At 63.3% G+C, this 26,122-nt stretch carries 19 protein-coding genes; 7 read left to right on the top strand and 12 right to left on the bottom strand.

Features of this window, described 5'->3' with window-relative positions; genetic code table 11:
* A partial coding sequence (locus AWB75_RS36600) for a hypothetical protein (protein WP_200822925.1) occupies positions 1-691 on the bottom strand: 691 nt, incomplete at its 3' end.
* 383 nt (positions 692-1,074) lie between these two features.
* Here AWB75_RS36600 and AWB75_RS37610 point away from each other — a divergent pair.
* Positions 1,075-1,338, top strand: a complete 264-nt coding sequence (locus tag AWB75_RS37610) for a hypothetical protein (protein ID WP_061123028.1) — start codon at positions 1,075-1,077, stop codon at positions 1,336-1,338.
* 593 nt (positions 1,339-1,931) lie between these two features.
* Here the strand turns inward: AWB75_RS37610 and AWB75_RS05435 are convergent.
* Both AWB75_RS05435 and AWB75_RS05430 read right to left on the bottom strand, forming a co-directional pair.
* A complete protein-coding gene (locus AWB75_RS05435) occupies positions 1,932-3,026 on the bottom strand; it encodes a glycoside hydrolase family protein (RefSeq protein ID WP_061123069.1) in 1,095 nt (364 codons plus the stop codon).
* A 584-nt stretch (positions 3,027-3,610) separates the two neighbouring features.
* Positions 3,611-4,591: a glycosyltransferase family 2 protein gene (locus tag AWB75_RS05430; protein WP_061123027.1), complete on the bottom strand. Its 981-nt coding sequence runs from the start codon at positions 4,589-4,591 to the stop codon at positions 3,611-3,613.
* A gap of 439 nt (positions 4,592-5,030) precedes the next feature.
* On the opposite strand from AWB75_RS05430, the gene AWB75_RS05420 reads away from it, so the two are divergent.
* Positions 5,031-5,909 carry an efflux RND transporter periplasmic adaptor subunit gene (locus tag AWB75_RS05420; protein ID WP_407642124.1) on the top strand — a complete coding sequence of 293 codons (879 nt, stop codon included), beginning with the start codon at positions 5,031-5,033 and terminating at the stop codon, positions 5,907-5,909.
* Positions 5,910-6,001: 92 nt separating this feature from the next.
* Here the strand turns inward: AWB75_RS05420 and AWB75_RS05415 are convergent, their stop codons facing one another.
* Genes AWB75_RS05415 through AWB75_RS05400 form a run of 4 tightly spaced genes read right to left on the bottom strand, consistent with a single transcriptional unit; the run spans position 6,002 to position 10,882 of the window.
* Positions 6,002-7,540: an efflux transporter outer membrane subunit gene (locus AWB75_RS05415; protein ID WP_061123026.1), complete on the bottom strand. Its 1,539-nt coding sequence runs from the start codon at positions 7,538-7,540 to the stop codon at positions 6,002-6,004.
* Positions 7,537-8,613 (bottom strand): HlyD family secretion protein, encoded by a 1,077-nt coding sequence (locus AWB75_RS05410; RefSeq protein ID WP_061123025.1) that lies wholly within the window; start codon positions 8,611-8,613, stop codon positions 7,537-7,539. The genes AWB75_RS05415 and AWB75_RS05410 overlap by 4 nt, the downstream gene beginning before the upstream one ends.
* Positions 8,614-8,633: 20 nt before the next feature.
* Positions 8,634-10,205, bottom strand: coding sequence for an MFS transporter (locus AWB75_RS05405; protein WP_061123024.1), 1,572 nt, complete (start codon positions 10,203-10,205; stop codon positions 8,634-8,636).
* A gap of 2 nt (positions 10,206-10,207) precedes the next feature.
* A complete protein-coding gene (locus AWB75_RS05400; protein ID WP_061123023.1) occupies positions 10,208-10,882 on the bottom strand; it encodes an antibiotic biosynthesis monooxygenase family protein in 675 nt (224 codons plus the stop codon).
* Positions 10,883-11,138: 256 nt separating this feature from the next.
* On the opposite strand from AWB75_RS05400, the gene AWB75_RS05395 reads away from it, so the two are divergent.
* Positions 11,139-12,104, top strand: a complete 966-nt coding sequence (locus AWB75_RS05395) for a LysR substrate-binding domain-containing protein (RefSeq protein WP_061123022.1) — start codon at positions 11,139-11,141, stop codon at positions 12,102-12,104.
* Here the strand turns inward: AWB75_RS05395 and mug are convergent.
* Both mug and AWB75_RS05385 read right to left on the bottom strand, forming a co-directional pair.
* Entirely contained in the window at positions 12,065-12,592 is a 528-nt protein-coding gene (gene mug, locus AWB75_RS05390) for a G/U mismatch-specific DNA glycosylase (RefSeq protein ID WP_061123021.1), read from the bottom strand. The two genes, AWB75_RS05395 and mug, sit on opposite strands and share 40 nt — an antisense overlap.
* Positions 12,589-13,632 carry a GlxA family transcriptional regulator gene (locus tag AWB75_RS05385; protein WP_061123020.1) on the bottom strand — a complete coding sequence of 348 codons (1,044 nt, stop codon included), beginning with the start codon at positions 13,630-13,632 and terminating at the stop codon, positions 12,589-12,591. Before AWB75_RS05385 ends, mug begins: the two co-directional genes overlap by 4 nt.
* A 254-nt stretch (positions 13,633-13,886) precedes the next feature.
* Here AWB75_RS05385 and AWB75_RS05380 point away from each other — a divergent pair, with 254 nt between their 5' ends.
* Genes AWB75_RS05380 through AWB75_RS05370 form a run of 3 tightly spaced genes read left to right on the top strand, consistent with a single transcriptional unit; the run spans position 13,887 to position 18,832 of the window.
* The gene (locus AWB75_RS05380) at positions 13,887-16,727 is read left to right on the top strand and encodes a 2-oxoglutarate dehydrogenase E1 component (RefSeq protein ID WP_200822924.1); all 2,841 of its coding nucleotides are present in this window, start codon (positions 13,887-13,889) and stop codon (positions 16,725-16,727) included.
* Entirely contained in the window at positions 16,724-18,532 is a 1,809-nt protein-coding gene (gene ilvB, locus AWB75_RS05375) for a biosynthetic-type acetolactate synthase large subunit (RefSeq protein WP_061123019.1), read from the top strand. Before AWB75_RS05380 ends, ilvB begins: the two co-directional genes overlap by 4 nt.
* A gap of 3 nt (positions 18,533-18,535) precedes the next feature.
* Entirely contained in the window at positions 18,536-18,832 is a 297-nt protein-coding gene (locus tag AWB75_RS05370) for an ArsR/SmtB family transcription factor (protein ID WP_061123018.1), read from the top strand.
* A 13-nt stretch (positions 18,833-18,845) separates the two neighbouring features.
* On the opposite strand, the gene AWB75_RS05365 is transcribed toward AWB75_RS05370, so the two are convergent.
* On the bottom strand, positions 18,846-19,871 hold the full coding sequence (locus AWB75_RS05365) for an SGNH/GDSL hydrolase family protein (protein ID WP_061123017.1): 1,026 nt from the start codon (positions 19,869-19,871) through the stop codon (positions 18,846-18,848).
* 145 nt (positions 19,872-20,016) lie between these two features.
* Positions 20,017-21,060 (bottom strand): glycosyl hydrolase family 28-related protein, encoded by a 1,044-nt coding sequence (locus tag AWB75_RS05360; protein ID WP_061123016.1) that lies wholly within the window; start codon positions 21,058-21,060, stop codon positions 20,017-20,019.
* A 270-nt stretch (positions 21,061-21,330) separates the two neighbouring features.
* Here AWB75_RS05360 and murJ point away from each other — a divergent pair, with 270 nt between their 5' ends.
* A complete protein-coding gene (gene murJ, locus AWB75_RS05355) occupies positions 21,331-22,692 on the top strand; it encodes a murein biosynthesis integral membrane protein MurJ (RefSeq protein WP_061123015.1) in 1,362 nt (453 codons plus the stop codon).
* A gap of 79 nt (positions 22,693-22,771) precedes the next feature.
* Here murJ and AWB75_RS05350 read toward each other — a convergent pair whose 3' ends face one another.
* Positions 22,772-25,915, bottom strand: a complete 3,144-nt coding sequence (locus AWB75_RS05350) for an acetoacetate--CoA ligase (protein ID WP_061123014.1) — start codon at positions 25,913-25,915, stop codon at positions 22,772-22,774.
* Positions 25,916-26,122 lie beyond the last annotated feature (207 nt).

Here is a 26,122-nt window from a genome sequence, read left to right as displayed (position 1 = left end):
CCGTGACCGCCGTCACCGTGGCCGCCATCGCCATGACCAACGCCGCCGTGACCGCCGTCACCGTGGCCGCCATCGCCGTGACCGCCATCGCCGTGGCCATGACCACCGTCGCCGTGGCCGCCATCGCCATGACCACCGTCACCGTGGCCGCCGTCGCCGTGAGCGCCGTCGCCATGACCAACGCCGCCGTGACCACCGTCACCGTGACCGCCGTCGCCGTGAGCGCCATCGCCATGACCAACGCCGCCGTGACCACCGTCGCCGTGGCCGCCATCGCCATGACCAACGCCGCCGTGACCACCGTCACCGTGGCCACCATCGCCGTGGCCGCCGTCGCCATGACCACCGTCACCGTGGCCGCCGTCGCCGTGAGCGCCATCGCCATGACCAACGCCGCCGTGACCACCGTCGCCGTGGCCGCCGTCGCCGTGACCGTGACCATCGCCGTGACCGTGGCCATCGCCATCGCCGTGACCGTGACCATCGCCATCGCCGTGACCATCACCATGACCGTGGCCATCACCATCACCATCGCCATGACCGTGTCCGTGGCCATCGCCATGACCGTCACCATCGCCATGTCCGTGTCCGTGATGGCCATGCCCCCCCGTGTCTCCGCCGGAATCTCCTCCACCGGAATCACCACCGCCCGAATCGCCACCGCCCGAATTACCGGGGCCCGAGCTTCCATTCCCGGTTCCGGGCGATCCCGAGCCCGTGCCACCTCCCGTGCTGCCTCCCGTACCGGAGCCAGCCGTGCCGCCTGCCCCCGCCGTTGCGCCTGACCCGGCTCCGACCGAGCCTTGACCGGTGCCCGAGCTACCCGAGCTACCCGAGCTACCCGAGCTACCCGCGTTACCCGCGTTACCCGCGTTACCCGCGTTACCCGCGTTACCCGCGTTACCCGCGTTACCCGCGTTGCCCGCGTTGCCCGCGTTACCCGCGTTGCCCGCGTTGCCCGCGTTGCCCGCGTTACCCGCGTTGCCCGAGCCCCCCGCGTTGCCGCCGCCTGAACGCGACCCCGGCGAACCATCGCCGCGACCGCTCTCGAGCAAGAGAACGATCGACGACTGCGTGTCGACAGTCGGTTCGGTCGATGCCGATGTGCTCGTCGACGAGTCTGTCGCCGCAACCGTCATCACTCCGCTCAGGCTGACAGGCGCACACGCCTCGGAAGTTTGGCTATTGCAGGGAATTGCCGCCGTTTGCGCGGATGCAAAATTGGCGGTAGCCGCGGCGATCACGATCGCGCTGAGCTTGATCACGGTGTTCAACGTCTTTTTCTTAGGATTACTCATGTGTGCCCCTTTTAGTCTTTCGTCGCCACGCGTCATGTGAAGCATCAGACGCAATGTGGGGGCAAGAATGACAGGCTGTACGCCGCGTTCTGTGCGGTACGTAACCCGGCGCTGAGGCGTCGTCATTCAACGACGTGTGAGAACCCGCAGAGAACGTTTGCGGATGATCAGGAGGAGGAAAACGCAATAGCCTGTCGCGGCTTCGTTCGCCGGATCGACGAGCGGGCATGGCGGACGTTGCGACCGCACACGTGAAACGTGGAAGAACCAAAACCCTCGGCAATACCCTCACTATCGAATGTGGTGCGCCTTTGTGCGAGAAGTTTTGAAAGCTTCCTTCGATGGATCGTAGGCTATCTGTATGGTTGAGGGCCCGTCAAGCGCTCTGTGTGGCGCAGACCGCAGATTTCGGCCGGCAGATGTCCGAATCGCAAAGAGAATTAGGAAGCCGAACTGATCTCGTCGATTCGTATGACATGTAATCGCTGTGAACTAGAGCGAAACGCAGAACGCGGCAAACGTTGCGCTTCCTCGACCCGATGAATTCAAAACGGGCCCCAAACGCAACGAGCGACCGCAGTGGGTCGCTCGTGAGATGAGGCAGCTCGGGGCGCTATGCCACCCGTGGCAAAGTTACATAGGATGAGTGGCTACGAAGTTCTTGTACGCCCAGTATGCGTCTTTCGGGGTCTGACCGTCCGATTTCATCAGACCAAATGCGCCTTCGCTGTCGTCATAAAGTTCGAACGCCTGGATCGACTGAATGTTGTACTTCGAGGCCACGCTCTGGAATTGAGCCATCATCCGGTTGCCGGCCATGTACGACGCAATCTGCGAATCGCTGCCGTAGTTCGGACGCACGCCGAATTCGTTGATCCACACGGGCTTGCCGAACGAATGGAGTACGCCGAGCATGTCATAGCAACCCGTGCCGCCGCATGCATGCGTCATGTCGCCCTGATCCGAATACCAGTGCCATGCGGTGATGTCCCAACTGACGGTCGGGTGGCCACGGGTGCCGTCGGGCTGCGAGCCGTCCATGAGCATCTGGAAGAACGAGTAGTGCAGCCACGTGCCGTTCACGATGATCTTGGCCGAGCCGTCCACCGACTTCACGCCTGCAATCAAGCCGCGGATCACGCCGCGCGCGACCACGTAAGGCTGGTTCCTGTAGTGGCTCCAGTTCGTACCGTCGACGTTGCCGGTGAGCGCTTGCGACTCCAGCTCGTTGGCGACTTCGTAATACTTGTACTTGTAGGTGCCCGCGACTTGCTTGCCGAGGTTATAGCCCGCGTTATAGGCGTCCTGCTCGTTGTTGTAGCCGGTGCCCAGCATGATGACGGGGTACACGGTCACGCCGCTCGCCGCCATCGTCTGCGCCATCTTTGCGACGACCTTCGCCGAGGTCAGGCTGTATACGTCGTTACGGTAGATCTTCGCGCCGAGGTCTTGCAACTGCGCGAGCTGCGTCGTGACGGCCGTGGCGTCGTACGCGCCGCCGTTCGTGTTGCGCCCATTCGCGCCATAGAAGATCGACGTGCTGGTCGAAGCCTTGGCAGTCGAGTCCGGCAGGTCGTCAGCGCTCTTGGCGGTCGCGGCCAGATCGCCGTCGCTGCCGCCACCGCACGCGGCGAGCAGCACGCTCGTGAGAACCGCGGTCGCGATCGCGGCGGCCTTGCGTGCCGACAACAGGGTGAAGGGGCGAAGAGAGTTGTGTTTGCGATTCATCATTGCGTTTAGCATTGCTAATATATTGGCGCAATGCTCGTGAATTTCTAGCACGCTGAAGGACCTTCTCGGCGATGCGCGAGCCAACGAAGTAATGTCGGCGTCACGCTGATCCGTGGTGTCTTTGAAATGACGTTACTTAGTCATCCGAACGACATGTGCAACACAAAACCGGCTACGCGACGCCAAAGTCGGCAACCAGAACGGCACGGATTCGCTAATAAGGCCCAGCGCGCGACACGGCAAGCGCTGGATGGCGGAGTCGAGCAAACAACGGTGTTCGCCCGTTTGGTCCTACGAAATGACGAACGAGCTCAGTTCGAAGGCGGAGTCGTCGGAAGAGGGAAACGTTTGCGTTGAGCGGTCAGAAATGCGGATTATTTCGACTTCCTGACACTGCACCGGCAACCGTTGCCGAAAACCAGACAACGGACGCAAGGTTATCGTCTTATGAGATGAATGTAAACGTCTGTGACAGCAAAAAAGACCATGCGGCCAGAATGCCACGGCAAAACTTACTCAATCATCAGTTGTAAGCACGAAGGGTCGAAACGAATAATAGGCGACCGTTTGCAAGGGTACGTTCATCGGCCGAAGCGTCGCACGAAGCAGTAGAACAGCCACGGATGTATTTTGAGCATGGCCATCACGAAAGACAGTTTCGATCGATGATCCGAATACATGCCGAACAGATGAGTGAGACGTAGCCGTTCAGCAACGCTGTCGAGAATGGGTTTGGCCAGACGATACGTCGGCGCCTTGGTCGCAGCCTGAAATGCGATCGTCCGGTAACCGTAGACATATTTCAGTCTGAACAAAAGCTTGCGGTAATTGCGAATCGGCATGGACGCGGTGCTGCGCTCCACGCGATCCATGATGGCAAAAATGTCGACGATCTTCGGATTGAAGCGGGTCGAAATTCCCGATTCGCGATACATGTACGAATACAAGGTATCGGGCATGAGCCGCACGACATTCGATTTACCGAGCGTCTGCACGGACACGCAGATATCTTCGTAGATCAGTCCGGACGGATGCTCGATGGCGAGGAATATGGAACGCCGCACGAGCTTGTTGAAGCAATAAGCCTGCATCGATAAATCGAGAATCTTCTCGACTGCCTCGACGCCGCTCATGATGGCGTCGCCGGCCTCGACGCGATAGTTGATCTTGCCTTCAGGACTGATGTTCTCCGCAGCAAAGATCACGACATCCGCATGATGCGTCTCGGCCTCTTCGATGACCCGGCGCACGAGATCGTGATGCACGTGGTCATCGCTGTCGACGCATAGTACGTAATCGCCACGGGCCGCAAGCGCCGCAATTCTGCGGGTCTCGGCGAGCCCCTTATTTACCGGGTTTTTAATGAACTGCCATCGAATCCTGTTTTGCTCTTCCAGGATACGCAAGGTCATTTCGCCCGATCGGTCAGGACTGCTATCGTCGACGGCAATAATTTCGAAATCGGTGGAGGTTTGTGACAGTAACGAGTCGAGGCATTCTTCGATATACGGCTCAACTTTGTACACAGGAAGGAGAACACTGATCTTTGGTGGTGCGGACATGAATGTTTGCCTTGTAACTGCACGGGAGTGCTTTATTCAGGAAAACGACAGGCGCCCAAGAAGCTTACTTTGGATGCGGCGAGTATGTATCAGGGTTATGCAGCTGCTTCTTTCCCGATATGTTAGCGAACCTGGCCGAAAAAGAACAACCCGCGAAGCTCCGCAGAGATCTCCCGCCCGACCGCGTAGAAAATAGAATCTACGTTCCACCGCCGTTTCGTCAATCTCACGCTGACTCGCGACGGTGAAAAAGTCGCCCAGGAATTGCCGCATATCGTGCCGGTCGTGCTGAACGGCCGTCTGAGGAAGTTCAACAGAAGCGAATTCAAGGAATTCCTCCGGCTGCTGAACAAGTTCCTCGAAGATTGAGTGCGCGGCGCACGACGAGCTCGATTTGTGGGGCAAGAATCGCGAGGCGCTCAGCGCCGCCGTCTCGCAAGTGCACGCGAGCAGGGCCGATGCGGAAGCGGTGCGGCTCGCGCTCGATACCGAAGTCGAACGCAAGACCGCCGAAGCCGATCTCGCATCGAGCCGCGCGACGCTTTCGGCGCTCGATGGCCGCGTTCTCGCCACGCGCTATCAGATCGCGGCACTGCTCGGCAACGGCCCGGATCGCGGCTTGTCGATCGCGGAAACGGGCGCGGTGTCCGGCGAAGACATCGCTCATGCGCGCGATGCCGTGAGCGTCGCGCAGGCCGCGCTCGATGCGGTGCGCCAGCAGTCCGGGGCGAATCATGCGCTGACCGATCGCACGTCGGTCGAACGTCATCCGAACGTGCAGGCGGCAGCGGCGAAAGTGCGCGACGCCTGGCTCGACGATGCGCGCAACACGCTGCCCGCGCCGGTGACGGGCTACGTCGCGCGCCGCTCCGTGCAGGTCGGGCAACGCGTTGCGCCGGGCGCACCGCTGATGGCGATCGTGCCGCTCGACGGCGTCTGGGTCGACGCCAACTTCAAGGAAGTGCAGCTCGCGCACATGCGGATCGGCCAGCCGGTCACGCTCACCGCCGACGCATACGGCGCGAAGGTGAAGTACCACGGCCACGTGCGCATCCGTCTCGACCAGCGCGAACTGGACGCGCATCCGCTGCGCATCGGGCTGTCGATGGACGCGGAGGTCGAAACACGCGACCAGTCGGGCACGCAGCTCGGCGCGGCCCTGGCGTTCTTCGAGCGGTCGCTGACGACGCAGGCTGCGATGCTCGGCCTCAACGACAGCTTCTGGCTTTCCGCGGTGATCTTCATCGCGATCGTGCCGCTCATCTGGCTGACGAAGCCGGGCAAGGGCGCAGGCGCGGGATCGGCGGGCGGCCACTGAACGATGACGCCACATGTGTATTTGTACCCGCGGCGCAAGACTGTTCATCGGACGCGGGTGTGCAAATCTCGAATGAAAGCGCCTACATGCGCTCAACGACTCGCGTGATGTTCTCCGAATGTCGTCTCCCATCCGCCGCCGAGCGACTTGCATAACGTGATGAGATTCTCCGCGGCCGTCGCCTTGCTCTGCTCCAGCCTGCTTTGCGCGTCGAGCAATTGCCTCTGCACGTTGAGCACATCGAGATAGTCGAGCGCGCCGGCTTTATAACGCTGTTGCGCGATGCCGAGCGCACGTTGATTCAGGCTCACCACGTTCGCGAGATTGTCGTGCCGGCGCTGTTCCGCATCGTAGACGAGCAGCGCGTCGTCCACTTCGCGCCATGCTTCGAGCACCGTGCGCTTGTAGACGATGGCCGCTTCCTGCTGCTGCGCCTCGCGCAGTTGCAAGGTGCCCTTGAGCCGCCCGCCTTCGAAGATCGGAAACGTGATCGACGGTCCGATCACGAACTGTCCCGACGCCCATTCGGCGAGACTGGACAGTTGCAGGCTCTGAAGGCCCGCGCTGCCATTGAGTGTGATGCGCGGATAGAAGTCCGCCTTCGCCATGCCGATCGACGCCGTGGCCGCATGCAACTGCGCCTCGGCCTTCTGGATGTCCGGCCTGCGCCGCGCCAGCTCCGACGCGAATCCGATCGGCACCTGATCCGGCAGCTTCGGCACGTCGCGCGCATCGATCAGCATGGGCCGCAGCGCGCCCGGCTGCTCGCCGAGCAATACGCCGATGGCGTTGATGGTCGTATCGCGATGCGATTCGAGCGTCGGAATCAGGCTCTCGATGGTTTCCATTTGCGCCGATGCGTTGGCGACATCGAGATCCGTCGTGACGCCTTCGCGCACGCGGATCTTCGTGAGCCGCACCGCATCGCGGGCGATATCGAGGTTCTGCCTGGCGATATCGAGCAGCGACTGCGTATCGCGCAATTCGATGTAGTCGCGTGCAAGCTCGGCGCGCGCCGAGAGCAGCACCGCATTGCGGTCTTCATACGACGCATCGGTCAGCGCGCTCGCGGCTTCGACGCCGCGCCGCACGCGGCCCCAGATGTCCAGTTCCCACGATGCATCGAAGCCGGCCTGATACAGGTTGTAGGCGGGCGATCCTTTGGAGCCCGGCATCGCCGAGACGCCGAGCGGCGCGTTGCCGGATGCGGACTGCGGCTGACTCTGCGACGGCGTCACGCCGAGCAGCGACAGAATGCCGTTCTCGCTGCCGCGCTCGCGGTTATACGATGCCGCGCCACCGATCGCCGGCAACTCGGCCGCGCCGGCGACGCGCTGTTCCGCGCGACTCTGACGCAGACGGGCCGAAGCCGCCGCCACGTCGAGATTGGCATCGGCGAGGCGCTTCTCCAGCGCGTCGAGCGTGGGGTCGCCGAAGAGCGTCCACCACTCGGGATTGAAGGCCGCTTCGACGGGCTTGCTCGGCGCCTGCGCTGTTTGCGTGCGCTCGAAAACATCGGGCGTGGCGTTCTTCGGAGGTTCGAAGTCCGGGCCGACCGTGCATCCGGCCATCGCGAGACACGCCAGCACGGCAAGCGCGATCGAGCGCAGCGAAGGTTCGTTCGTGTTCATTTCGCGTCGGCTCCCTGAGCAAGCGTTTCGCTGTGCCGGCCGAGCATCACTTCCGCTTCGGCGGACAGCCCCACGCTCAGCGCCGACGCCGCTTCCTGCCCGCGATCTATCGTGATCTTGACCGGCACGCGCTGCACGATCTTCGTGAAGTTGCCGGTCGCATTGTCGGGCGCGATGGGCGCGAAGCTCACGCCGGTGGCGGGGGCGAGACTATCGACGCGGCCTTTGATGACAACGCCCGGCAAGCTGTCGACCTTGATCCGCACGCTTTCGCCGGGCCGCATCTTCGTGATCTGGTTCTCCTGAAAGTTCGCGACGACATACGCGTCCGTCAGCGGCACGATGGCCAGCACCGGCGCGCCGGGCGTCACGAACGCGCCGACGCGGGCCGACCGCCGGCCCACCTTGCCATCGACGGGCGCATGAATCTCCGTGTACGACAGGTTCAGCTTCGCCTGCTCGAGCGCCGCAACGGCGCGCGCCAGCGCGCCTGCCGCTTTGTCGCGCTGGGTGCGCAATACGTCGAGATTCTGCTGCGTCGCGATGAATACGGCGCGGTCATGCGCTTGTTGCGCGAGCTGCTGTTCTAGCGTGCTGGAGGCGCGCTGCTGCTCCTGCGCGGTGCCCGCGCCCGTCTCCGAAAGACTCTGATAGCGCGATGCATTCGCACGCGCGAACCCGATCGCGGCATCGTCGGAGCGCAGCGTGGCGCGGGCCTGGTCGACGAGCGACGGATGCCGCGCGATTTCGGCATCGAAGTTGGCGACGGCCGCGCTCGCGGCGGTCACGTCGGCTTGCGCGCTCATCAAGGCGGCGCGGAAGTCGCGGTCATCGATGCGCGCGAGCAGTTGCCCGGCCTTGACCGGCTGATTGTCGTCGACGAGCACATCGGCAATCTGGCCTGCGATGCGCGGCGCGACGAGCGTGAAATCGGCCTGCACGTAGGCATCGTTGGTGATTTCGCTGGTCGGATCGGAGAGAAGCCGGACGCTCGCCCACGCGGCGACCGCGACCACGGCCACCGGCACCGCGACGCGAATGAGCCTGGAACGGAAACGGATGAGGGATGACATGAGAAGCGTCCTTGATGCGGTTATTTCGAAGAAGGCGGTGTAGCGGTCCACGGCGGATAGATACGCACGGGCAGCACCGGAACGAGAAGCAGAAGCGCGACGGCGACGCACGCCATCACGCGATAGAGGTCCGCGGACATCAGCACCAGCGCCTGTTCGTGAACACGATGCGCGAGCTGCGCGAGTTGCGCCGTATCCATGCCCTGATGCGCAATGAACGTCCGGTTGCCGAGCTGATCCACGAGCACGTTCGAATGAAAGCGTTCGCGATGCGTCCCGATCCCTTCGATGAGCGCGGTCGCCACGGCGGCGCTGAATGTCTTGACCGAGTTGAACATCGCGGAGGCGAACGGGCCTTCGGTCGGCGGCAGGCCGGTCGTGACGCCCATCAGGATCGCGAGAATCAGCATCGGCTGCGCGGCGATCTGCAGGCATTGAAGCAGATAGAAGTCGTCGCGTATCCACTCGGACGTCATGAAGCTGCCCATCGCGCAGGTCGCGATCATGAGGCACAGCCCCGTCGCCATGACCCAGCGGGAATCGACGCGCTTCAGGTTCAGCAGCGCGGCCGTCAACGGAAGCGCGACGAGCAGCGGAAGCGCGACCAGCAGCGAGAGCGGCGCGGCTTGCAGCGGACGGTACGCATGGATTCTCGCGAGATGCTGGCCCGGTATCGCAGCGACGCCGACGAGCAGGATCACGGCGCCCGCGAGCGTGGTCAGTCCATGCGAGAAGTTTCTCCGCGACAAGAGTTGCAGCTTGAAGAAGGGCAGCGGATGAAACCATTCGTTGACGAGGAACACCGCAAGCAGCGCCGTTCCGCCGATCAGCATCACGCAGATGAAGTCCGAGTTCAGCCAGTCGAGCCGGTCGCCTTGCAGAAGGCCGGTCACGAGCATCGCGATGGCGGGGCAGCCGGAGAGAAAGCCCGTCCAGTTGAACGACCGAAAGCGTTCGAGCTTGAGCGGATCATCGGGAAGCCCGCGTTGAATCGCGACGCAACACACGATGCCGAGCGGCACGATCTGCCAGAAGGCCAGTCTCCAGTCGACGTACTCGGTCCATAGCGCGGCGAGCGGCGTGCCGAGCGCGGGGCCGAAGGTCGCGGTCATCGCATAGCCGGCGAGCCCGTAGAGCTTGATCTTGGGCGGAAGATAACGCAACGCCACGATGATGAGCATCGGCGGCAGACAGCCGCCCGCAATGCCCTGCAATACGCGCAACACGTATAGCGTCGAAAGATTCGGCGCCAGTGGGCAAAGAAACCCGAAGAGCATCGTGGCGAGCACGGCGCCTATCGTGAAGCGCTTGAGCGTGAACGTGATGCCGAACCACGGCGCGAAGACCATCGTTGCGACGTTGGCCGCTTCGAACAAGGTGGTGAGCCAGGTTCCGTCGTCATGCCCGATCGAAAGCGCGCCTTGAATGTCGGCCATTGCAAAGGCGGTGACCTGTTCGTTCAATATGGCCAGCAACGATGCGAGCAGCATTCCGGTCAGGCCGATTGCGAGACGAAACCGCAACGCGGGATGGTGGACGCGCGACGCCGATGGCGCCTGCGTGTCGTTGGTCAATGGATCGGCGGTGCTCATCGTCACACCGCGCGCTTCGCTTCTTCGAAGTACTGCGGCGCTTCGCGCCGGTCGAACATGCCGTACTCACGAATCACACGAATGTGGCGCAGGCGCACGTCCTCCGGACGCGCGACGTCATGCTCGAACGCATCGGCTGCGGCCTGATCGCGCCACGTCGCCACGACGATCGCTTCGCCCGGCGCGAGCAGCGCGTCGAAGACATCCCATGCCACGAGGCCGGGCGCTTCAATATCGAGCCCCAGCGAACTCGCGACGCTTTGCGGACCGGCTTGCCTGACCCATTCCGGCGCGCGCTTTGCATCGAGCAGCGTCACGGCCTTGCCTGCGCCCGTTTCGGTGACGTCGAGGCGTTGTTCGGTGAGCGCATGTCCATCGGGCACGCGCGTATCCGCCACGATCTGTCCGATGCGCAGGCGATAGTCGGCGAACACGCGATCGCGCGCCGCTTGCTGTATCTTGTGATGCTTCGTCGCCGTGCGCCATCGAACGAGGGACTTTTCATCGCGCCAGGCGGAGAGCGAGAGCAGCCAGCCGTCGCGCGTGAGGCTTGCATATCGTGTGTTATCCATGAAACCATCGATCTTTTCGAGTTCGGGCCGCAGCATATTCGCCATGCCGAGATAGGCATCGAACTGATCGGCAATCGGGTTGACTTCAAGCATCGCAGAGAACATGACAGGCTCGCTTATAGAGTTGGAGCGCGCGGTGCATGTGATTGCCACGCGTCGCCGTTGATTCATTGTCGGAGACGATATGGCTTTGTTGAAGGCCGGCGGACAGGCGATTCGGGCCAAACAATGCGCTGTATGGGCCAGTGCAGACGTGCCGTTCATCCTTGGCCAATCTGTTTTCGATTCAGGCCATTGCGATTCATGCGCCATCGGACTGCCTACAATCGCCGGGCAAACAGCGTGTGCTTCGGGATTGAGAATGGACAGATTGCGTGAGATGGAAGTCTTCGTGGCCATCGTCGATAGCGGTGGCTTCACCAGCGCGTCGGACAAGCTCGGCTTATCGACGGCTGCGGTGTCGAGGGCGCTCAACTCGCTCGAATCGCGCACCGGCGCACAGCTGCTCGCGCGCACGACGCGTTCGGTGCGTCCCACGGACGCGGGCATCGCCTACCTCGACGCGTGCCGGCAAGTGCTCGATGCCATCGCCGAAGCGGAAGCGAACATCGGCGCATATCACGTCAAACCGGTAGGAACGCTAACGATTTCAGCGCCCGTGCTGTTCGGCCAGCGATTCGTCGCGCCGCTCATCAACGCGTTCGCGCTGCGCTATCCGGACATCAGCATTCAGGCGGTGTATGCCGATCGCACGACGCGATTGCTCGATGAAGGCGTGGATATCGCCATTCGCATCGGTCATCTCGGGGACTCGTCGACATTCGCGGTTCCGCTGGGGCATGTCAGGCGCAGGACCTATGCTTCGCCGGCGTATCTCGAAGCACATGGTGAGCCCGATCATCCGAGAGAGCTGACGCGGCACGACTGCGTGTCCTTCACGGGCGTGTCGAATCCACTGGAATGGGTGTTTGCCGCACAGGGCGTGAGGTTGCCGGTGCGGCTTCAGCCGCGCATGATCGTCGATCTCGCGCCTGCCGCCATCGCGGCGGCTCGCGATGGCGTCGGCATCACACAGTTGCTTTCGTATCAGGCGATTCACGAAGTGCTCGGCCGCAGGCTTCGGCCCATTCTCGCGGCATTCGAGCCCGAGGCGGTGCCGGTGAACTTATTGCATGTGGAACGCCGCGGTGCGAGCGGCAAGATTCGCGCGTTTCTCGAATTCGCGACGGAGACGTTGCGCATGAATAGCCATTTGCGATGCGGCGATGGCCTTCGCGGCCGCAAGCCTCAGGGCGCTTCAACGGGCATCGCGAATGCCGCCGCATGAAGCTCGCGATACGCGGTCACCAGTTCATCGAGGCTGAAGGCGCGGTTCAATCCGCTCGGATTCGGCAATACCCATGCGCGCGCGCCGCCGAAAGTCCCGGCTTGAAGTCCCCATTCGATATCGCGTTTGCCGGTGATGGCGGATAGCGCCATCTTCCCGAGAAACGCGATATATCGCGGCGCAAGGCCCGCGATCTTTGCTTCGAACGCCGATGCCGCCGCGACGATCTCGATGCGCGACAACATCGCCGCACGTGCGGTCGGGCGCGCGACCGCCGTCGTGAGGCCATAGCCGTATCGAAGGAATGCGCGATCGTCTTCGGGAAGAAGTTGCACGGGCGTGAAGCCGGCGAGATGAACGACGCGCCAGAAGCGATTGCCGCGTCCCGCGAAATGATGGCCCGTTGCCGCGGCGAGCATGCCGGGATTGATGCCGCAGAACACGACCGCCAAGCCAGGCGCGACGATATCCGGTAACGCCTCGCTCACGCGGCCTCCGCCAGTTCCTCCTGCATCGCACGCTCGATAACATGCACGCGCGCTTCATGCGGCGCTTCGATTTCCACATTGCCGCGAAACCGCTCGCGATATTGCTTCGGCGTGACGTTGAGCCGCCTCGAAAAGATCATCCGCATATGCGTGGCGCTATGAAAGCCGCATTTGAACGCGACAGTTTTGAGCGGCGCGTCGCTGGTCTCGAGCAGCGTCCTCGCCGTATCGACGCGAACCTGCTCGACGTATGCGGAAGGCGTGACCTTCGCATGCCTCGCGAATAGCCGGGAAAAGGTCCGTCGGCTCACGGAAACAGCATTCGCCAGTTGTTCGATGGAAAGCGCATCGCCGATATGATCGGTCACATACCGATGCACCTTGCCGATGATCGGCGCATCTTCCTTCGTCGCTGCAATGTACGGGCTGTACTGCGATTGCCCGCCTTCGCGCTGAATGTAGACGACGAGGCGTTTCGCGACGCGCACGGCGTGTTCATGTCCGAAGTCCTCGGCGACGAGCGTCAGACACAGATCGATGCCCGCCGATACACCGGCGGAAGTGAAGAGGCGTCCGTCGCGCATGAAGATCTTGTCGGGCTGCACGGAGGCGCGCGGAAACGTCTTCGCGAGACGTCCCGCGTCCGACCAATGCGTCGTGACCTGCTGGCCGTCGAGCAGGCCGGCGTGCCCGAGCACGAACGCGCCATTGCAGACGGAGCCGAAGCGCGCGGCGCCGCGCGCCTGTTTGCGCAGCCACGCGAGAAATTCGGCGGGCGGTTCCCAGTCGGGCAATTGCGGTCCGCCTGCTATCAAGAGCAGGTCGTATTGCGTATCGGTGGCGAGGGCGTCGAGGTAGCCCACCGGCACGATGATCTGCATGCCGTTCGAAGCGGTCACGATGCCGGCCTCGCGCCCGACGAGCGAGACCTCGTATCGCTGGTCCGGCGGAAGATGCGTGTTGGCTTCCGCGAAGACATCGAGTGGGCCTGCCACGTCGAGTGCCTGCACACCGTCGAACAGAACAAGGGCGACTTTCATGCCGTGACCTTCGTGAAGTAAGTGCGTGAATTTCAAGCGATGGCCCAGTCTATCCCAACGTGCGCGCGCGAAAGACGCCCTTGCCGGCAAATGACTTTTACCGCGATGTAATAAGCGCGCGTGCGCGTGCGGCGTGGCCCAAATTCGGCACGGAGTGGCCCGACAACGCGCCAATCGCCTCCTTCGACGCAGTCATGGCTGGCTAGACTTCATCTCATGAAGCGGGCGCACTGCGCTCGCGCTGCACACGAAGGATGATCATCATGTTGATCGAGAAACGTCGAAACTCATTTCTGTCCGGCGCCAACGCGCCGTATGTCGAAGAGCAATACGAGCTTTATCTGAGCGATCCGTCATCGGTTACGGATGAATGGCGCGCATGGTTCGATGCGTTGCGCGAAACGCCCGCCATCGACGGAAGCGATCGCGATGATGAACCGCACGCGCCCGTGGTATCGAACTTCGTCGAGCTTGCGCGACGGCCGCATGACTTTGCGATGGCCTCCGGTGACGGTCTCGCGCTCGCGAGAAAGCAGGTGGCCGTGCAGTCGCTCATGACGGCGTTCCGCACGATCGGCACGCGCAAGGCACATCTCGATCCGTTGCAGTGGGAGCCGCGGCGCACGCTCGCGGAACTCACGCCCGCCTACTATGGCCTGACGTCGGCCGACATGTCGACGCGTTTCAGCACCGCCGACACCTATCTCTTCGATGAAGACGCGACACTGCAAGAGATCGCCGCGGCGCTCGAACAAACCTATACTGGCACGCTGGGCGCGGAATTCATGCATCTCACCGATGCGAACGAGCGGCGCTGGTGGCAGATGCGGCTCGAATCGACGCACGCGAAACCCTCGTTTCCGGTCGCGGACAAGCAGCGCTTTCTCGAACGCCTGACAGCGGCCGAAGGACTCGAAAAGTATCTGCACACGCGCTTCGTCGGGCAAAAGCGCTTCTCGCTCGAAGGCGGCGAATCGCTCATCGTCCTGCTCGACGAACTGGTGCGCTACGGCGCGTCGAAGGACGTGCGCTCGGTCGTGATGGGCATGGCGCATCGCGGACGGCTGAACGTGCTGGTGAACGTCGCCGGCAAGCCGCTGCATGCGCTATTCGATGAGTTCGACGGCAAGGACACCGACGATCTGCCCGAAGGCGATGTCAAGTATCACAAGGGATTCAGCACCGTCACGCAGACCGCCGATGGACCGGTGGAAGTCGTGCTTGCGTTCAATCCGTCGCACCTCGAAGTCGTGAACCCGGTCGTGCAGGGAATGGCGCGCGCAAAGGCGGACGCGCTCTCGTCTGATGGCGCCTCACATGTGCTGCCAGTCGAGATTCACGGCGATGCGGCGATGTCCGGGCAAGGCGTCGTGATGGAAACCTTGAGTCTTTCCTATACACGCGGACATGGCACGGGCGGCACCGTGCATATCGTCGTGAACAATCAGATCGGCTTCACGACCTCCGATCCGCGCGACACGCGCTCGTCGTTCTATGCGACCGATATCGTCAAGCTGATCGAGGCGCCGGTGCTGCACGTCAACGGCGACGACCCCGAAGCGGTCGCGATGGCCGTGCGCCTTGCGCTCGACTATCGCACGGCGTTCGCACGCAGCGTCGTGATCGATCTCGTGTGCTTTCGCAAGCATGGGCATCAGGAACAGGACACGCCCGCCATCACGCAGCCGATGATGTATCGCGCGATCGCGGCGCATCCCGGCGTGCGGACGTTGTACGCGCACAGGTTGATTCGCGAAGGCGTGTTGACGGCGGAGCAAGCCGAATCGCTGGTCGATGCGCGGCGCAAGCTGCTCGACCAGGCGCGCGCCGACGATGCACAGGAGCTTGCGAGCGCATCCGATGCACACGGCGTCACGCATTACGAAGCCCCGTCGCGCGAGCATCTCGGCGTGCTGGCGCGGCGCATATCGAGCGTGCCCGAAGGTCATGAGCTTCATCCCCTCGTCAACAAGCTGATGGCCTCGCGCCGTGATATGTCCACAGGTGCGAAACCGGTCGACTGGGGCATGGCGGAGCATCTTGCATTTGCGTCGCTGCTGGGCGAAGGCGTCGATGTGCGGCTGAGCGGGCAGGACAGCGCGCGAGGCACGTTCAATCATCGGCATGCGATGCTGCATAACCAGAAGCGCACGGCGCGTTCGGATGGCGTCTTCATTCCGCTCGAACATGTCGGAGAAGCGCAGGGCCGCTTCACAGTGACGAATTCGATTCTCTCGGAGACCGCGGTGCTCGCCTTCGAATACGGCTATTCGACGGTCAATCGCGATGCCCTCGTCGTGTGGGAAGCGCAATTCGGCGATTTCGCGAACGGCGCGCAGGTCGTCATCGATCAGTTCATCGCCGCGGGCGCAGCGAAGTGGGGGCAACGCAGTGCATTGACCCTGTTCCTGCCTCACGGTCAGGAAGGCGCGGGCCCCGAGCATGCGTCGGCACGGCTTGAGCGATATCTGCAACTGAGCGCGCAGGACAACATGCGCGTGGTTCAGCCAACAACGCCCGCGCAACTGTTTCATCTCTTGCGCATGCAGGTGCTTTCTTTCGATGCCCGGCCGCTCATCGTGATGACGCCCAAGTCGCTGCTGAGACACGCGGAAGCCGTCAACTCGCTCGACGATCTTGCTCACGGCGCATTCCGTGAAGTTCTTCCGGACGAGCACATCGATGCGTCGCGTCGCGCGGATGTCGAGCGTGTCATCGTCACTTCGGGGAAGGTGTATTACGAGCTGCTCGACTATCGCCGCAAGCATGGCATCGACGATACGCCGGTCATTCGCATCGAACAGTTGTATCCGTTTCCGTCGCGGCAACTGGCCGATGAACTCGCGCGCTATCCGAATCTGAAGACGGTGATCTGGTGTCAGGAAGAGGCGCGCAATCAGGGCGCGTGGAGTTTCGTCGAGCCGCAACTGCGTGAGATGCTGCCTGCGCGCGTGAGCCTGTCTTATGCGGGACGTGCCGCTTCGGCATCGACTGCGCCGGGCTATCACGCGGTGCATGTGGCGAGACAGGCGGAAGTGGTCGCGCGTGCGTTCGCGATCGAAGAAAGCAACGCGACGATGGAGAGCCTGACATGACACATACGGATGAATCGCTCTCGGGCGCCGACATCATCTTGCGCGTGCTGGCGGAACAGGGCGTGGATACGCTCTTCGGCTACAGCGGCGGCGCGATTTTGCCGACCTATGACGCGGTGTTCCGCTTCAACGAAATGCACGCGGATCGACCGGAGCGGCAGATCCGGTTCGTGGTGCCGTCGAACGAACAATCCGCGGGTTTCATGGCCGCGGGTTATGCGCGGGCGAGCGGGAAAGTCGGCGTGTTCATGGTGACGTCGGGTCCGGGCGCGACGAACGCCGTGACGCCGATCGCCGATTGCAATGGCGATTCCGTGCCTGTCGTGCTCATCTGCGGACAGGTGCCGCGTGCCGCCATCGGCACCGACGCGTTTCAGGAAGCGCCGGTGTTCAACATCATGTCGGCGTGCGCGAAGCAGGTCTTTCTCGTGACCGATCCGGACAAGCTCGAACAGACGCTGCGCACCGCATTCGATATCGCGCGCACGGGGCGGCCGGGACCGGTCGTGGTCGATGTGCCGAAAGACATTCAGAACTGGAGGGGACCGTATCGCGGGCATGGCACGTTGCAGTTTCGCGGCTATTCCGATCGCCTTCGTCTGGTGGCGATGGGCGCTCGGCTCGAAGAAACGCGCAGCGCCGAATTCTTCGATCTTCTCGCGCACAGCAAACGGCCGCTTCTGTATGCGGGCGGCGGTGTGGTCGCGTCGGGTGCGGCGGCCGAATTGCGCCAGTTCGCCGAGCGTTATCGCATTCCTGTAGTGACGACTTTGATGGGGCTCGGCGCAATGCCCGCAAAGCACGAACTCGCGCTCGGCATGCTCGGAATGCACGGGACCGCATGCGCGAACTATGCCGTGGAAGACTGCGACTTTCTGATTGCCGTGGGCGCGCGTTTCGATGATCGCGTCGCGGGCGGCCGTCCGGAAACGTTTGCACCGAACGCGTGTCATGTCGCGCATATTGATATCGACGAAGCGGAGATCAACAAGGTCAAGCGTGCGTCGTGGACTCATATAGGCGATGCAAAGGACACGCTGCGCGCGCTGATGGCGCATGGACCGGTTACGCGGGCATCGTCACGCTGGACCGCGGACGCGATGGAGCTCAAGCGCAGGCACGGCATGAATTACGACCGAAAGAGCGCGCTCATTCAGCCGCAATGGGTGATCGAAAAGTTGAGCGAAATCACCGGCGGCAAAGCGATCATCAGCACGGGCGTGGGTCAGCATCAGATGTGGGCCGCGCAGTTTTTCGATTTTGTCGAGCCGCGCAGCTTCCTCACCTCGGGCAGCATGGGAACGATGGGTTTCGGCTTGCCCGCCGCGATCGGCGCGCAGTTCGCGCGCCCGGACGCGCTCGTGATCGATATCGACGGCGACGGCAGCATCCGCATGAACATGGGAGAGCTGGAAACGGCGAGCACGTACGGCGTTCCGGTCAAGGTGCTGCTGCTCAACAATTGCGGCGACGGCATGATCCGTCAGTGGCAGCGTCTTTTCTACGATGGACGCATGTTCGTGAGCGACAAGGCGCTGCATCGCAAGGATTTCGTTCAGGCCGCTCTAGCCGATGGATTCGCGTTCGCCCGCCGTGTCCGGGACATGGGCGATCTCGACGAGCACCTCAAGGCGTTCGTCGCGTTCGACGGTCCCGCGTTCCTCGAAGTGATGATCGACCAGGACGCCGATGTGTTCCCGATGGTCGGCCCCGGTCAAAGTTATTCGAGCATGATCACGGGTCCGTTCATACCTTCCCGATCGAAGCGGGATGCGTCCTTCTCCACCGGCACGGACATGTTTTGATTCATGAACGCCGACCTGATTCACAAGGCGCTCGCCAATCCTCTGCGGCGCGACATCCTCGCATGGCTCAAGACGCCCGACACCGCGTTCGCGCAGGAACGCGTCGCATTCGGGCACGGCGTGTCGCTGAATACGATCCACGCGCGCAGCGGTCTTGCGCAATCGACGGTATCGGCGCATGTCTCATCGCTCGTCGAGGCGGGACTGCTGGTTTCGAGGCGCGTCGGTCAGTTCGTGTTTCTGTCGAGAAACGAGGACGTCATCGAATCGTTCGTCAGGCATGTGAGCCGCGGGCTATGAGTGTCGCGCGCAATCAGTGACCGAGTCCGCTTGCAGCGATCTGCTGCTCCACGTACTGCGCGAAAAGCGCGTGCATCCGCGTGGTCGGATGCAGGTCGTCGGCAAACATGTAGGTCTGGTCCGCGTTCGAAGCGACGTAGGTAGCCGGCGAGCAGAGGAGCGACGTATCGTGCGGCGTCTTCGACGGGTCGCAGGCCTGAGCGGTATTGGACACGGTGAAACCGTTGGCCTGATAGTTGGTGATGGTCTGAGTGGTCCACGTGTAAGCATCGATCACGATGACCTTGCCTTGCAGCCCGTTCGCCTGTAACGCGGCGTTCAGCGTCGCGTTGAAGCGCTGCGAAAGTTGCGTGAAGTTCGCACCGCCATCGGACGATTTGACGCCATCGGGCGAGAGTCCGATGTTCGGCACGTTGATCACGACCACATGCGTGGCACCGCTCTGCACGATCTGCCCGACGAGTTGCGCGAGCGTCGTGGCAGCGTTCTGCACGGTCGTGTCGGCGGTGGGCGGGCTGCCTGCGCGCAGCACGTCGTTCGCGCCGCCCCAGACGAGCACGAGCTGGCCCGAATTGAAGCTGCCGTGCGCCGACAGATAGCTCGAAATCTGCTGATTCACCGGCATTTCGATGTCGCCGATCACGTCGGTGAGGAATCGATTCTGATTCGCCGGCGTCGCGACGGTGGAGCCGCCCTGCGCATAGCCCATTCCGCCTTGCGCCTTCAACTCGTGCGCGAGATTGATCGTGAACGCGGCAGTGAGCGTGTCGCCGTAGTATTGCGCGACGTCCTGCGTCCATACCTGACCGGGATTCGTGGTGAAGCGCCCGCCGCCGAGCACGCCCGCGATCGGCGCGTAAGTGCCGACATCCGACAAACTGTCGCCGAACGATACGACTTGCAATTTGACGCCGCCCGCCGGCCCGGACGCGCTGCTTGCGCCGCCCGAGTCGCCGCCGCCGCCGCATGCGGTAAGCCATGCAATCAGCAAGGCAGAAACTGCCTTGCGCAAGCCGGGTGTAATTCCGATATGAGGCATCGCGGGTCCGTCCCATCGTTCGTCCGGGCGGCTTCCGGCCCGACGATGGTTCGTCGGGCGAGCATGAAGTCGCGCACGCTGCCAGTAGCGGCAAGCAAGAAAGATGCGCTCCACGGTGCACTGCGCGAACAATTGGAACAAGCCGCTATTCAGTCGCGCAGTCGTTGCAGGTGTTGTCGATATACCGGGCCGCTTTGCCGCGCTCGGGCGGGCTGATCTGCATATAGCCGCCGTCGAGCACGTTATGACGCACGACATTGCCGCTATAGTCGACGCCGCCCGAGCCGTTGGCCCCGCCGGTGATGTTGCCGCCGTTGATCATGCGGTTGCATTCGAGGACGTTGCCGCCGCTGTCCTGCGTGGCGTCGTTGTTCTCGGGGCCCATGCGGCAGTTGTCGGCCAGGTTATAGGCGATATGCCCGTTGACCGATCCCACCAGCGCGATGCCGTAGAGCGGACAGTTCGCGAACGAGTTGAACATCAGCACCGCGCCGGTGCCGCCGCCTTGCCCTTCGGTCTGAAACATCGACTGGCCGAAGAAATCGCGGAAGCTGTTGCCCGCGAGAACGAAGTTATCGACCGCGCCGTTGGTCTGAACCGGAATATCGTATTCACCGACCGTGTCCCACTCGCGGATGCGCGTCGGATTGGCGCCCACGAAGTTGCAGCCGACGAGACTGTTCCCCGTCGACGGGCCTTCGTAGTTGAACATGTTGCTGTTCTCGCGGACCGTCTTCTTGAGTGTGACGCCGGGCTCGCACTGGATATGCCGGTTGCTGGCAGTGACGACGACCGTGCCATTGAGCAGATACGTGCCCGCGGGCACGAGCACGTCGCCGGCGTCCACGGCCGCCTGGAACGACTTGGTGTCGTCGGTGGTGCCATTGCCCGCCGCGCCGAAATCCTTCGGGCTGCGGGGATCGACCAGCCTGGGCGGCGTGAAGGAAGTCTGCGGGCAACTGGCGGTGGGCGGCACCGGCGAATTATCGAGGCCTGCGCGCAGATGGCCGCCCCAGCCCGTCGTGCGATACCACCAGCGCCTGAAGCCGCTCCACGAGAAGTGCTCCTGGAGACGGCCTTCGTCCCATGCGGCGTAGGCCGTCTGAAACTGCGTCTTCACGCCCGGAACGCCGATCGCAAGCACGGCAACGCCTACGAGCAGGGCGCCAATCACGATGGGTCGTCTCATCGGATTTCACCCATCCTGTATTCGAATTTCAATTCCAATTCCAACCATCCATGATAGTGACCTTGGCTTACGCCTTTGATGCGTGCGTCAATCCGGAAGGTTCACCCGGCGCGGCGACTCCTTCGGTGCGATAAGTCACGTCCCGCGCGAAAAACCTCTGCGGATTGGCCATCCGCGACGACGGGTGGCGTGCCGAACAGTCGACGCCGCGCCTTTGCTCCACGCTGCCTCTTCGATTCATATAACAAAAGAAGCCATGCTGGAGGAAAGGTGCTGACCGCAACGGTGCAATCGGTAAGAAGACGTCTGAGTGGCGTTCATCGGGACCACAAGCGCATCGCGAGAAGCGCGCTCGTCCTGCTCGTGTTCGTGCTCGCCGGAAAGGTGATCGGCGCATCGAAGGAAATGGCGATCGCGTACCGCTATGGCATCAGCGGCACCGTCGACGCCTATCAGCTCGCGCTCACGCTCGTCACCTGGTTGCCGTCGACGATCACCAACGAGCTGAGTGTCCTCCTGGTCACCGCGCTCGTCGCGCTCAGAAAGGACAAGGCGCAGCAGGACCGGTTTCTCGGCGAACTGGAAGGCGCGGGGCTCGCCATCGGCATCGTGTTCTCGTTGCTGCTCTATTTTTTCTGGCCGCACATGGTGGGCTTTTTCGCAGGCAGCCTCTCCGGTTCGACCCGCGAAATGTGCCGGCAGATGGTCATTGGAATGACGCCGGCGGGCGTGCTCGCCTTCACGATCTGCATCTCGTCGGCGCGGCTCCAGGCGTCGGAAAAGCACATCAACACGCTGCTCGAATGCGTGCCGGCCATCGCGTTGCTGGCGTTCGTGCTGAGCGCGCAAAACCATGCGTCGATCATGCCGCTCGTGCTCGGCACGACGATCGGCATCGCGATACAGGCCGCGTGGCTGCGGATACTCGCGCGCAGAGCCGATGCCGTGCCCGCGCGTCCGCGCCTGTCGTTCGAGGCGGAGCAGTGGCCGCGCACGATGCGCTCGCTCGCCATGCTCCTGATCGGATCGGTCGTGGCGAACCTGTGGCTTCCCGTCGACCAGTATTTCATGGCGCAACTGGGCGACGGCGCCATCGCGACGCTCGGTTACGCCAACCGCCTGCTGTCGCTGCTCGTGAGCATGGGCGCGATCGCCATCAGCCGGGCGACGCTGCCGATTCTCTCGGAGATTCTTCATCGCGGCGATCATGCGCGGGCGCGCAGCACGGCGCTGAAATGGTCGTTCGTAATGCTGGCGGTGGGGACCATCGGCTCGGGCCTCGCCTATGTGCTGGCGCCGTACGCGATCGCGCTGCTGTTCCAGAAGGGCGCTTTCACCAGCGAGGACACGATCGCGGTCACGAGCCTGTTCCGCTTCGGGCTTTCGCAGATTCCGTTTTCCTTCGGAATGTGCGTGCTCATTCAGTTGTTCGCGGGCGAGGCGCGCTACAAGGCGATCACCGTGATTTCCGTGATCGGCTTTGCGACCAAGCTCGCCGCCAATGCGGTTCTCGTCCGATTCCTCGGTCCGCTGGGCGTGCCGCTCGGCACGGGCGTGGGCGCGGCGAGCGTGATGGCGTGCTATCTCTTCTGGGCGCGGTTTGCGCCGCCTTACGCCGGCACTGACCGGTGACGACGTAGCTTTTCCCGGCGTCCAAAACACATCAGCCGCTCCGAAACTCGCGAGCGGCTGATGTCATTTGCCGGACCCTCTACGCGCTGCGAATCATGCTGCCGTGCCCAAGGCCCTGCACTTCGACGCCGTCCTCGACGCCGTAATCCCCGTCGAGCGCGGCGGCCGCTGCGTACACGCCCGGTTCCTCGATGACGCCCCCGTGATTGCCCGGCACTTCCGCGACCGTCAGCCCGCGGCGCGCGATCTTGCGCCACAGCGGCAGCGGATCGCCCCGGTCCTCTTCGCGCCCGGCCGCGCGCACATAGACGATCCGCCCGCCCTCGAACGGCCTCGGCCGATAGTTGTTCATCGCGGTACGGAACGTGTTGCGCAAGTGGCGCAGGACCGGCGGCATCGGGTCGGCGGCCGTATCGGAACCTGGCGCAGCCTGCACCTGCGGCACGCGGCCCAGGCGCATCGCCAGCTTGTTTCGGGCAGCGGCGTACTTCGTCGCCGCGAAACCGGCGCGCTCACGCGGCGACATCTCCGAGACCGTCTTCCACAGCCGTTTCACATAGTCGCGCCGGAAGCCGATCATCGCGAACCACGGCAGCCAGCGTTCCTGCACGTAGGTGTCGAGCAGGCAGACGAATTCCGTCTGCTCGCCCTCGGCGAACAGCTGCTGGGCGACTTCGAGCGCGATCAGGCCGCCGAACGAGAAACCGGCAAGCGCATACGGACCCTTCGGCTGGACCTTGCGAATCTGCTCGACATACGTCTTCGCCATCTCCTCGACGCGGCGCTGCGGCGGCGTTTCGCCATCGAGCCCGAGCGCTTGCAGGCCGTACACCGGACGCGGCTTGCGCATCGTGCCGATGAGCCGGGTGCATTCGAGCACCGATCCCGTCACGCTGTGCATGAGGAAGATGGGCGTGCCTTCGCCCTCGCGCATCGGCACGAGCACTTCCGATGATTCCGGCAGCGCGCCCTTTTCGATGACATCCGCGAGCTTCGCGATGGTCGGCGCGCGCAGCATCGTCGAAAGCGGAATCGGGCGGCCGGCGACCGGCTGTAATTCGGCGAGCAGGCGCGCCGCGAGCAGCGAATGTCCGCCGAGCTCGAAGAAATTGTCGTCGCGGCCGATCGGGGCGAATGCGAAAAGCTGCTCCCATCGCATTTGCAGCAGCCGTTCCAGTTCCGCACGCGTGGCGTAGGTCTGCGGTATCTCGCCGGACGGCGGCTGCAGGGCCGGGTGATTGCGGATCGAATCGAGCGAGGCCGGGTTGCGCAGCGCGGACGTATTGGTGACGTCGAGCCCGTTCACCGCGTTGCGCACCGCGGTCTCGGTGAGCTTGCCGCTATGCGTGACCGGTAGATCGTCGACGGCCGCGATCACGTCCGGAACGTGCGCGGCGGACGCGCGGCGCACGATATCGCGGCGAATCCGCGCGATCAGCGCGCCGCCGAACTGCGCGCCCGGCCGCAGCGTGACGAGCAGCACGAGCCGCTCGCCGATGGTCTGACCCGGCCCGTCGGCGGTCGCGGCTTCGCGGATGCGCTGCTGCACGACAATGCCGTCGCGGATCTCGGGAATATCGTTCAGCACGCGATAAATCTCGTCCGGCCCGACATTGATGCCGCGCACGACGAGCACGCCGTCGCTGCGCCCATGCAGGCGCGCCGTGCCTTCCGGCGGAAACTCGATCTGGTCGCCGTGCGTCCAGACGCCGGGATTGGCGCTGAAATAGGCTTTGTGAAAGCGCTCGCCTTCGGGATCGTTCAGAAACCCGAGCGGGCGCGACGGGAACGGATTCACGCACACCAGTTCGCCAATGCCCTCCGCGCGCGCGCCGTCGCGCCACGCCTGCACGTCGAGCGCGAGGCTCTTGCACTGCGCCTCGCCCGCGTAGACGGGCAGGTTCGGATTGCCGAGAACGAAACAGCCGAGGATGTCGGTGCCGCCGGAAATCGACTGCATGCGCAGCGGCTTCACGTTATCGCGGACCCATTCGAACTGCGCGTCGAAGAGAATTGCGCCGGTGGACATCATCGAGCGAAGGGCGCTCAGGTCGAACTCGCGCGAGGGCACGAGACCCGCGTCCTCGCACATCTTCAGGTAGGCCGGGCTCGTGCCGAAGGCGTTGACGCGCTCGTCGGCGACGAGGCGCCACAGCGTATCGACGGATGCGATCGGTCCGTCGTAAGTCACGATCTCCACGCCCGACGCAAGCGCCGACAACTGCCAGTTCCACATCATCCAGGCGCAGCTCGTGTGGAAATACATGCGGTCGCCCGGACGCAGGTCGCAGTGCAGCCGATGCTCCTTCAAATGTTCGAGCAGGCTGCCGCCCGCGCCGTGCACGATGCACTTCGGCTTGCCGGTCGTGCCCGACGAGAACATCACGAACAGCGGATGATTGAAGTTGAAGCGCTTCCATTCCACGCGGCTCGCGTCGCCGGACGCGATGAGCGCATCGAGCGCATTGACGGGCGGCGCGGCGCGCAAGGCGGAAGGATCGCCGTCGATCGCCACGATGCCTTCGAGCGAAGGCAGCGCCTGCGCGAGCGCGGCCATCTTGTCGACAAGCGGCGTGCCCGTATCGAACGCCTTCGCTTCGGTATGCGCGAACAGAAAGCGCGGCGCGAGCTGCGTGAAGCGGTCGAGCAGCGTTTCGATGCCCATCTCGGGCGCGGCGGTGGACAGCGTCGCGCCGATCGCGGTCACGGCGAGCGCCGTGACGATCGCGCTGGCGTCGTTGCGCATCACGCCCGCGACGCGGTCGCCTTCGCGCACGCCCAGTTGCGTGAGCCCATCGGCGAGGCGCGCCACGCGCTCGCGCAGCTCGCCGCGCGTGAGGCGCACGCGGCGGCCATCGGCGTGACAGGCGGTGAGCGCGGGGGCATCGGCGTTCGCAATCGAGAGGCCGAGCAGATTGTCCGCATAGTTCAGCGACACGCGCGGAAAGAAACTCGCGGTCTCGCAGACATCGCCGACGCAGACCGGCTCGGTTTCGCCGGACCATTCCAGTCCGTGCGACCATTCCATGAAGCACTTCCAGAAATCCCGATATTGGCTGACCGAAAAGTCGTGCAGTGCGCCGTAGTGTTCGAACGGCTGTCCCGTTCGCGCCTGCAGCGCCGCGGTGAACGCGGTCATCTGCGAATGTGCGGCGCGCACGGGTTCCTGGTCGAAAATCGGCAAGCGCGAACTCGCCTCGTTTGGCGACTCCGAACGATTCATAAATGGACTCCCTCAGTGGTTGCGGCAATACCGTTTCCCGCCGGTTTGCCTTTTTATTTTCGAAACTTTGATTCTTGTCTGGCGCTTCAGGGCTCTGGGTGTGTCGGGTCCGATTCCGGGCGGCCCCTTCCTCATCGACGAAAGCGTATCCAGCCAGTTCGTCGGACAATGTGCGGTGCTAAACAAAACTGGCCGGCCGGGTGCGGC

The organism is Caballeronia catudaia, assembly GCF_001544755.2.
Taxonomy (GTDB): Bacteria; Pseudomonadota; Gammaproteobacteria; order Burkholderiales; family Burkholderiaceae; genus Caballeronia; species Caballeronia catudaia.
This window is presented reverse-complemented; position numbering and strand designations above follow the sequence as displayed.

What these genes read in the sequence shown, in the direction of transcription:
- ilvB (WP_061123019.1), top strand. Translation starts at nt 16,724, where the DNA reads ATGACACATACGGATGAATCGCTCTCGGGCGCCGACATCATCTTGCGC.
- AWB75_RS05395 (WP_061123022.1), top strand. Translation starts at nt 11,139, where the DNA reads ATGGACAGATTGCGTGAGATGGAAGTCTTCGTGGCCATCGTCGATAGC.
- AWB75_RS05370 (WP_061123018.1), top strand. Translation starts at nt 18,536, where the DNA reads ATGAACGCCGACCTGATTCACAAGGCGCTCGCCAATCCTCTGCGGCGC.
- AWB75_RS05360 (WP_061123016.1), bottom strand. Translation starts at nt 21,060, where the DNA reads ATGAGACGACCCATCGTGATTGGCGCCCTGCTCGTAGGCGTTGCCGTG.
- AWB75_RS05410 (WP_061123025.1), bottom strand. Translation starts at nt 8,613, where the DNA reads ATGTCATCCCTCATCCGTTTCCGTTCCAGGCTCATTCGCGTCGCGGTG.
- AWB75_RS05380 (WP_200822924.1), top strand. Translation starts at nt 13,887, where the DNA reads ATGATCATCATGTTGATCGAGAAACGTCGAAACTCATTTCTGTCCGGC.
- AWB75_RS05365 (WP_061123017.1), bottom strand. Translation starts at nt 19,871, where the DNA reads ATGCCTCATATCGGAATTACACCCGGCTTGCGCAAGGCAGTTTCTGCC.
- AWB75_RS05400 (WP_061123023.1), bottom strand. Translation starts at nt 10,882, where the DNA reads ATGTTCTCTGCGATGCTTGAAGTCAACCCGATTGCCGATCAGTTCGAT.
- AWB75_RS05405 (WP_061123024.1), bottom strand. Translation starts at nt 10,205, where the DNA reads ATGAGCACCGCCGATCCATTGACCAACGACACGCAGGCGCCATCGGCG.
- AWB75_RS05435 (WP_061123069.1), bottom strand. Translation starts at nt 3,026, where the DNA reads ATGAATCGCAAACACAACTCTCTTCGCCCCTTCACCCTGTTGTCGGCA.
- AWB75_RS05350 (WP_061123014.1), bottom strand. Translation starts at nt 25,915, where the DNA reads ATGAATCGTTCGGAGTCGCCAAACGAGGCGAGTTCGCGCTTGCCGATT.
- AWB75_RS05430 (WP_061123027.1), bottom strand. Translation starts at nt 4,591, where the DNA reads ATGTCCGCACCACCAAAGATCAGTGTTCTCCTTCCTGTGTACAAAGTT.
- AWB75_RS05415 (WP_061123026.1), bottom strand. Translation starts at nt 7,540, where the DNA reads ATGAACACGAACGAACCTTCGCTGCGCTCGATCGCGCTTGCCGTGCTG.
- AWB75_RS05385 (WP_061123020.1), bottom strand. Translation starts at nt 13,632, where the DNA reads ATGAAAGTCGCCCTTGTTCTGTTCGACGGTGTGCAGGCACTCGACGTG.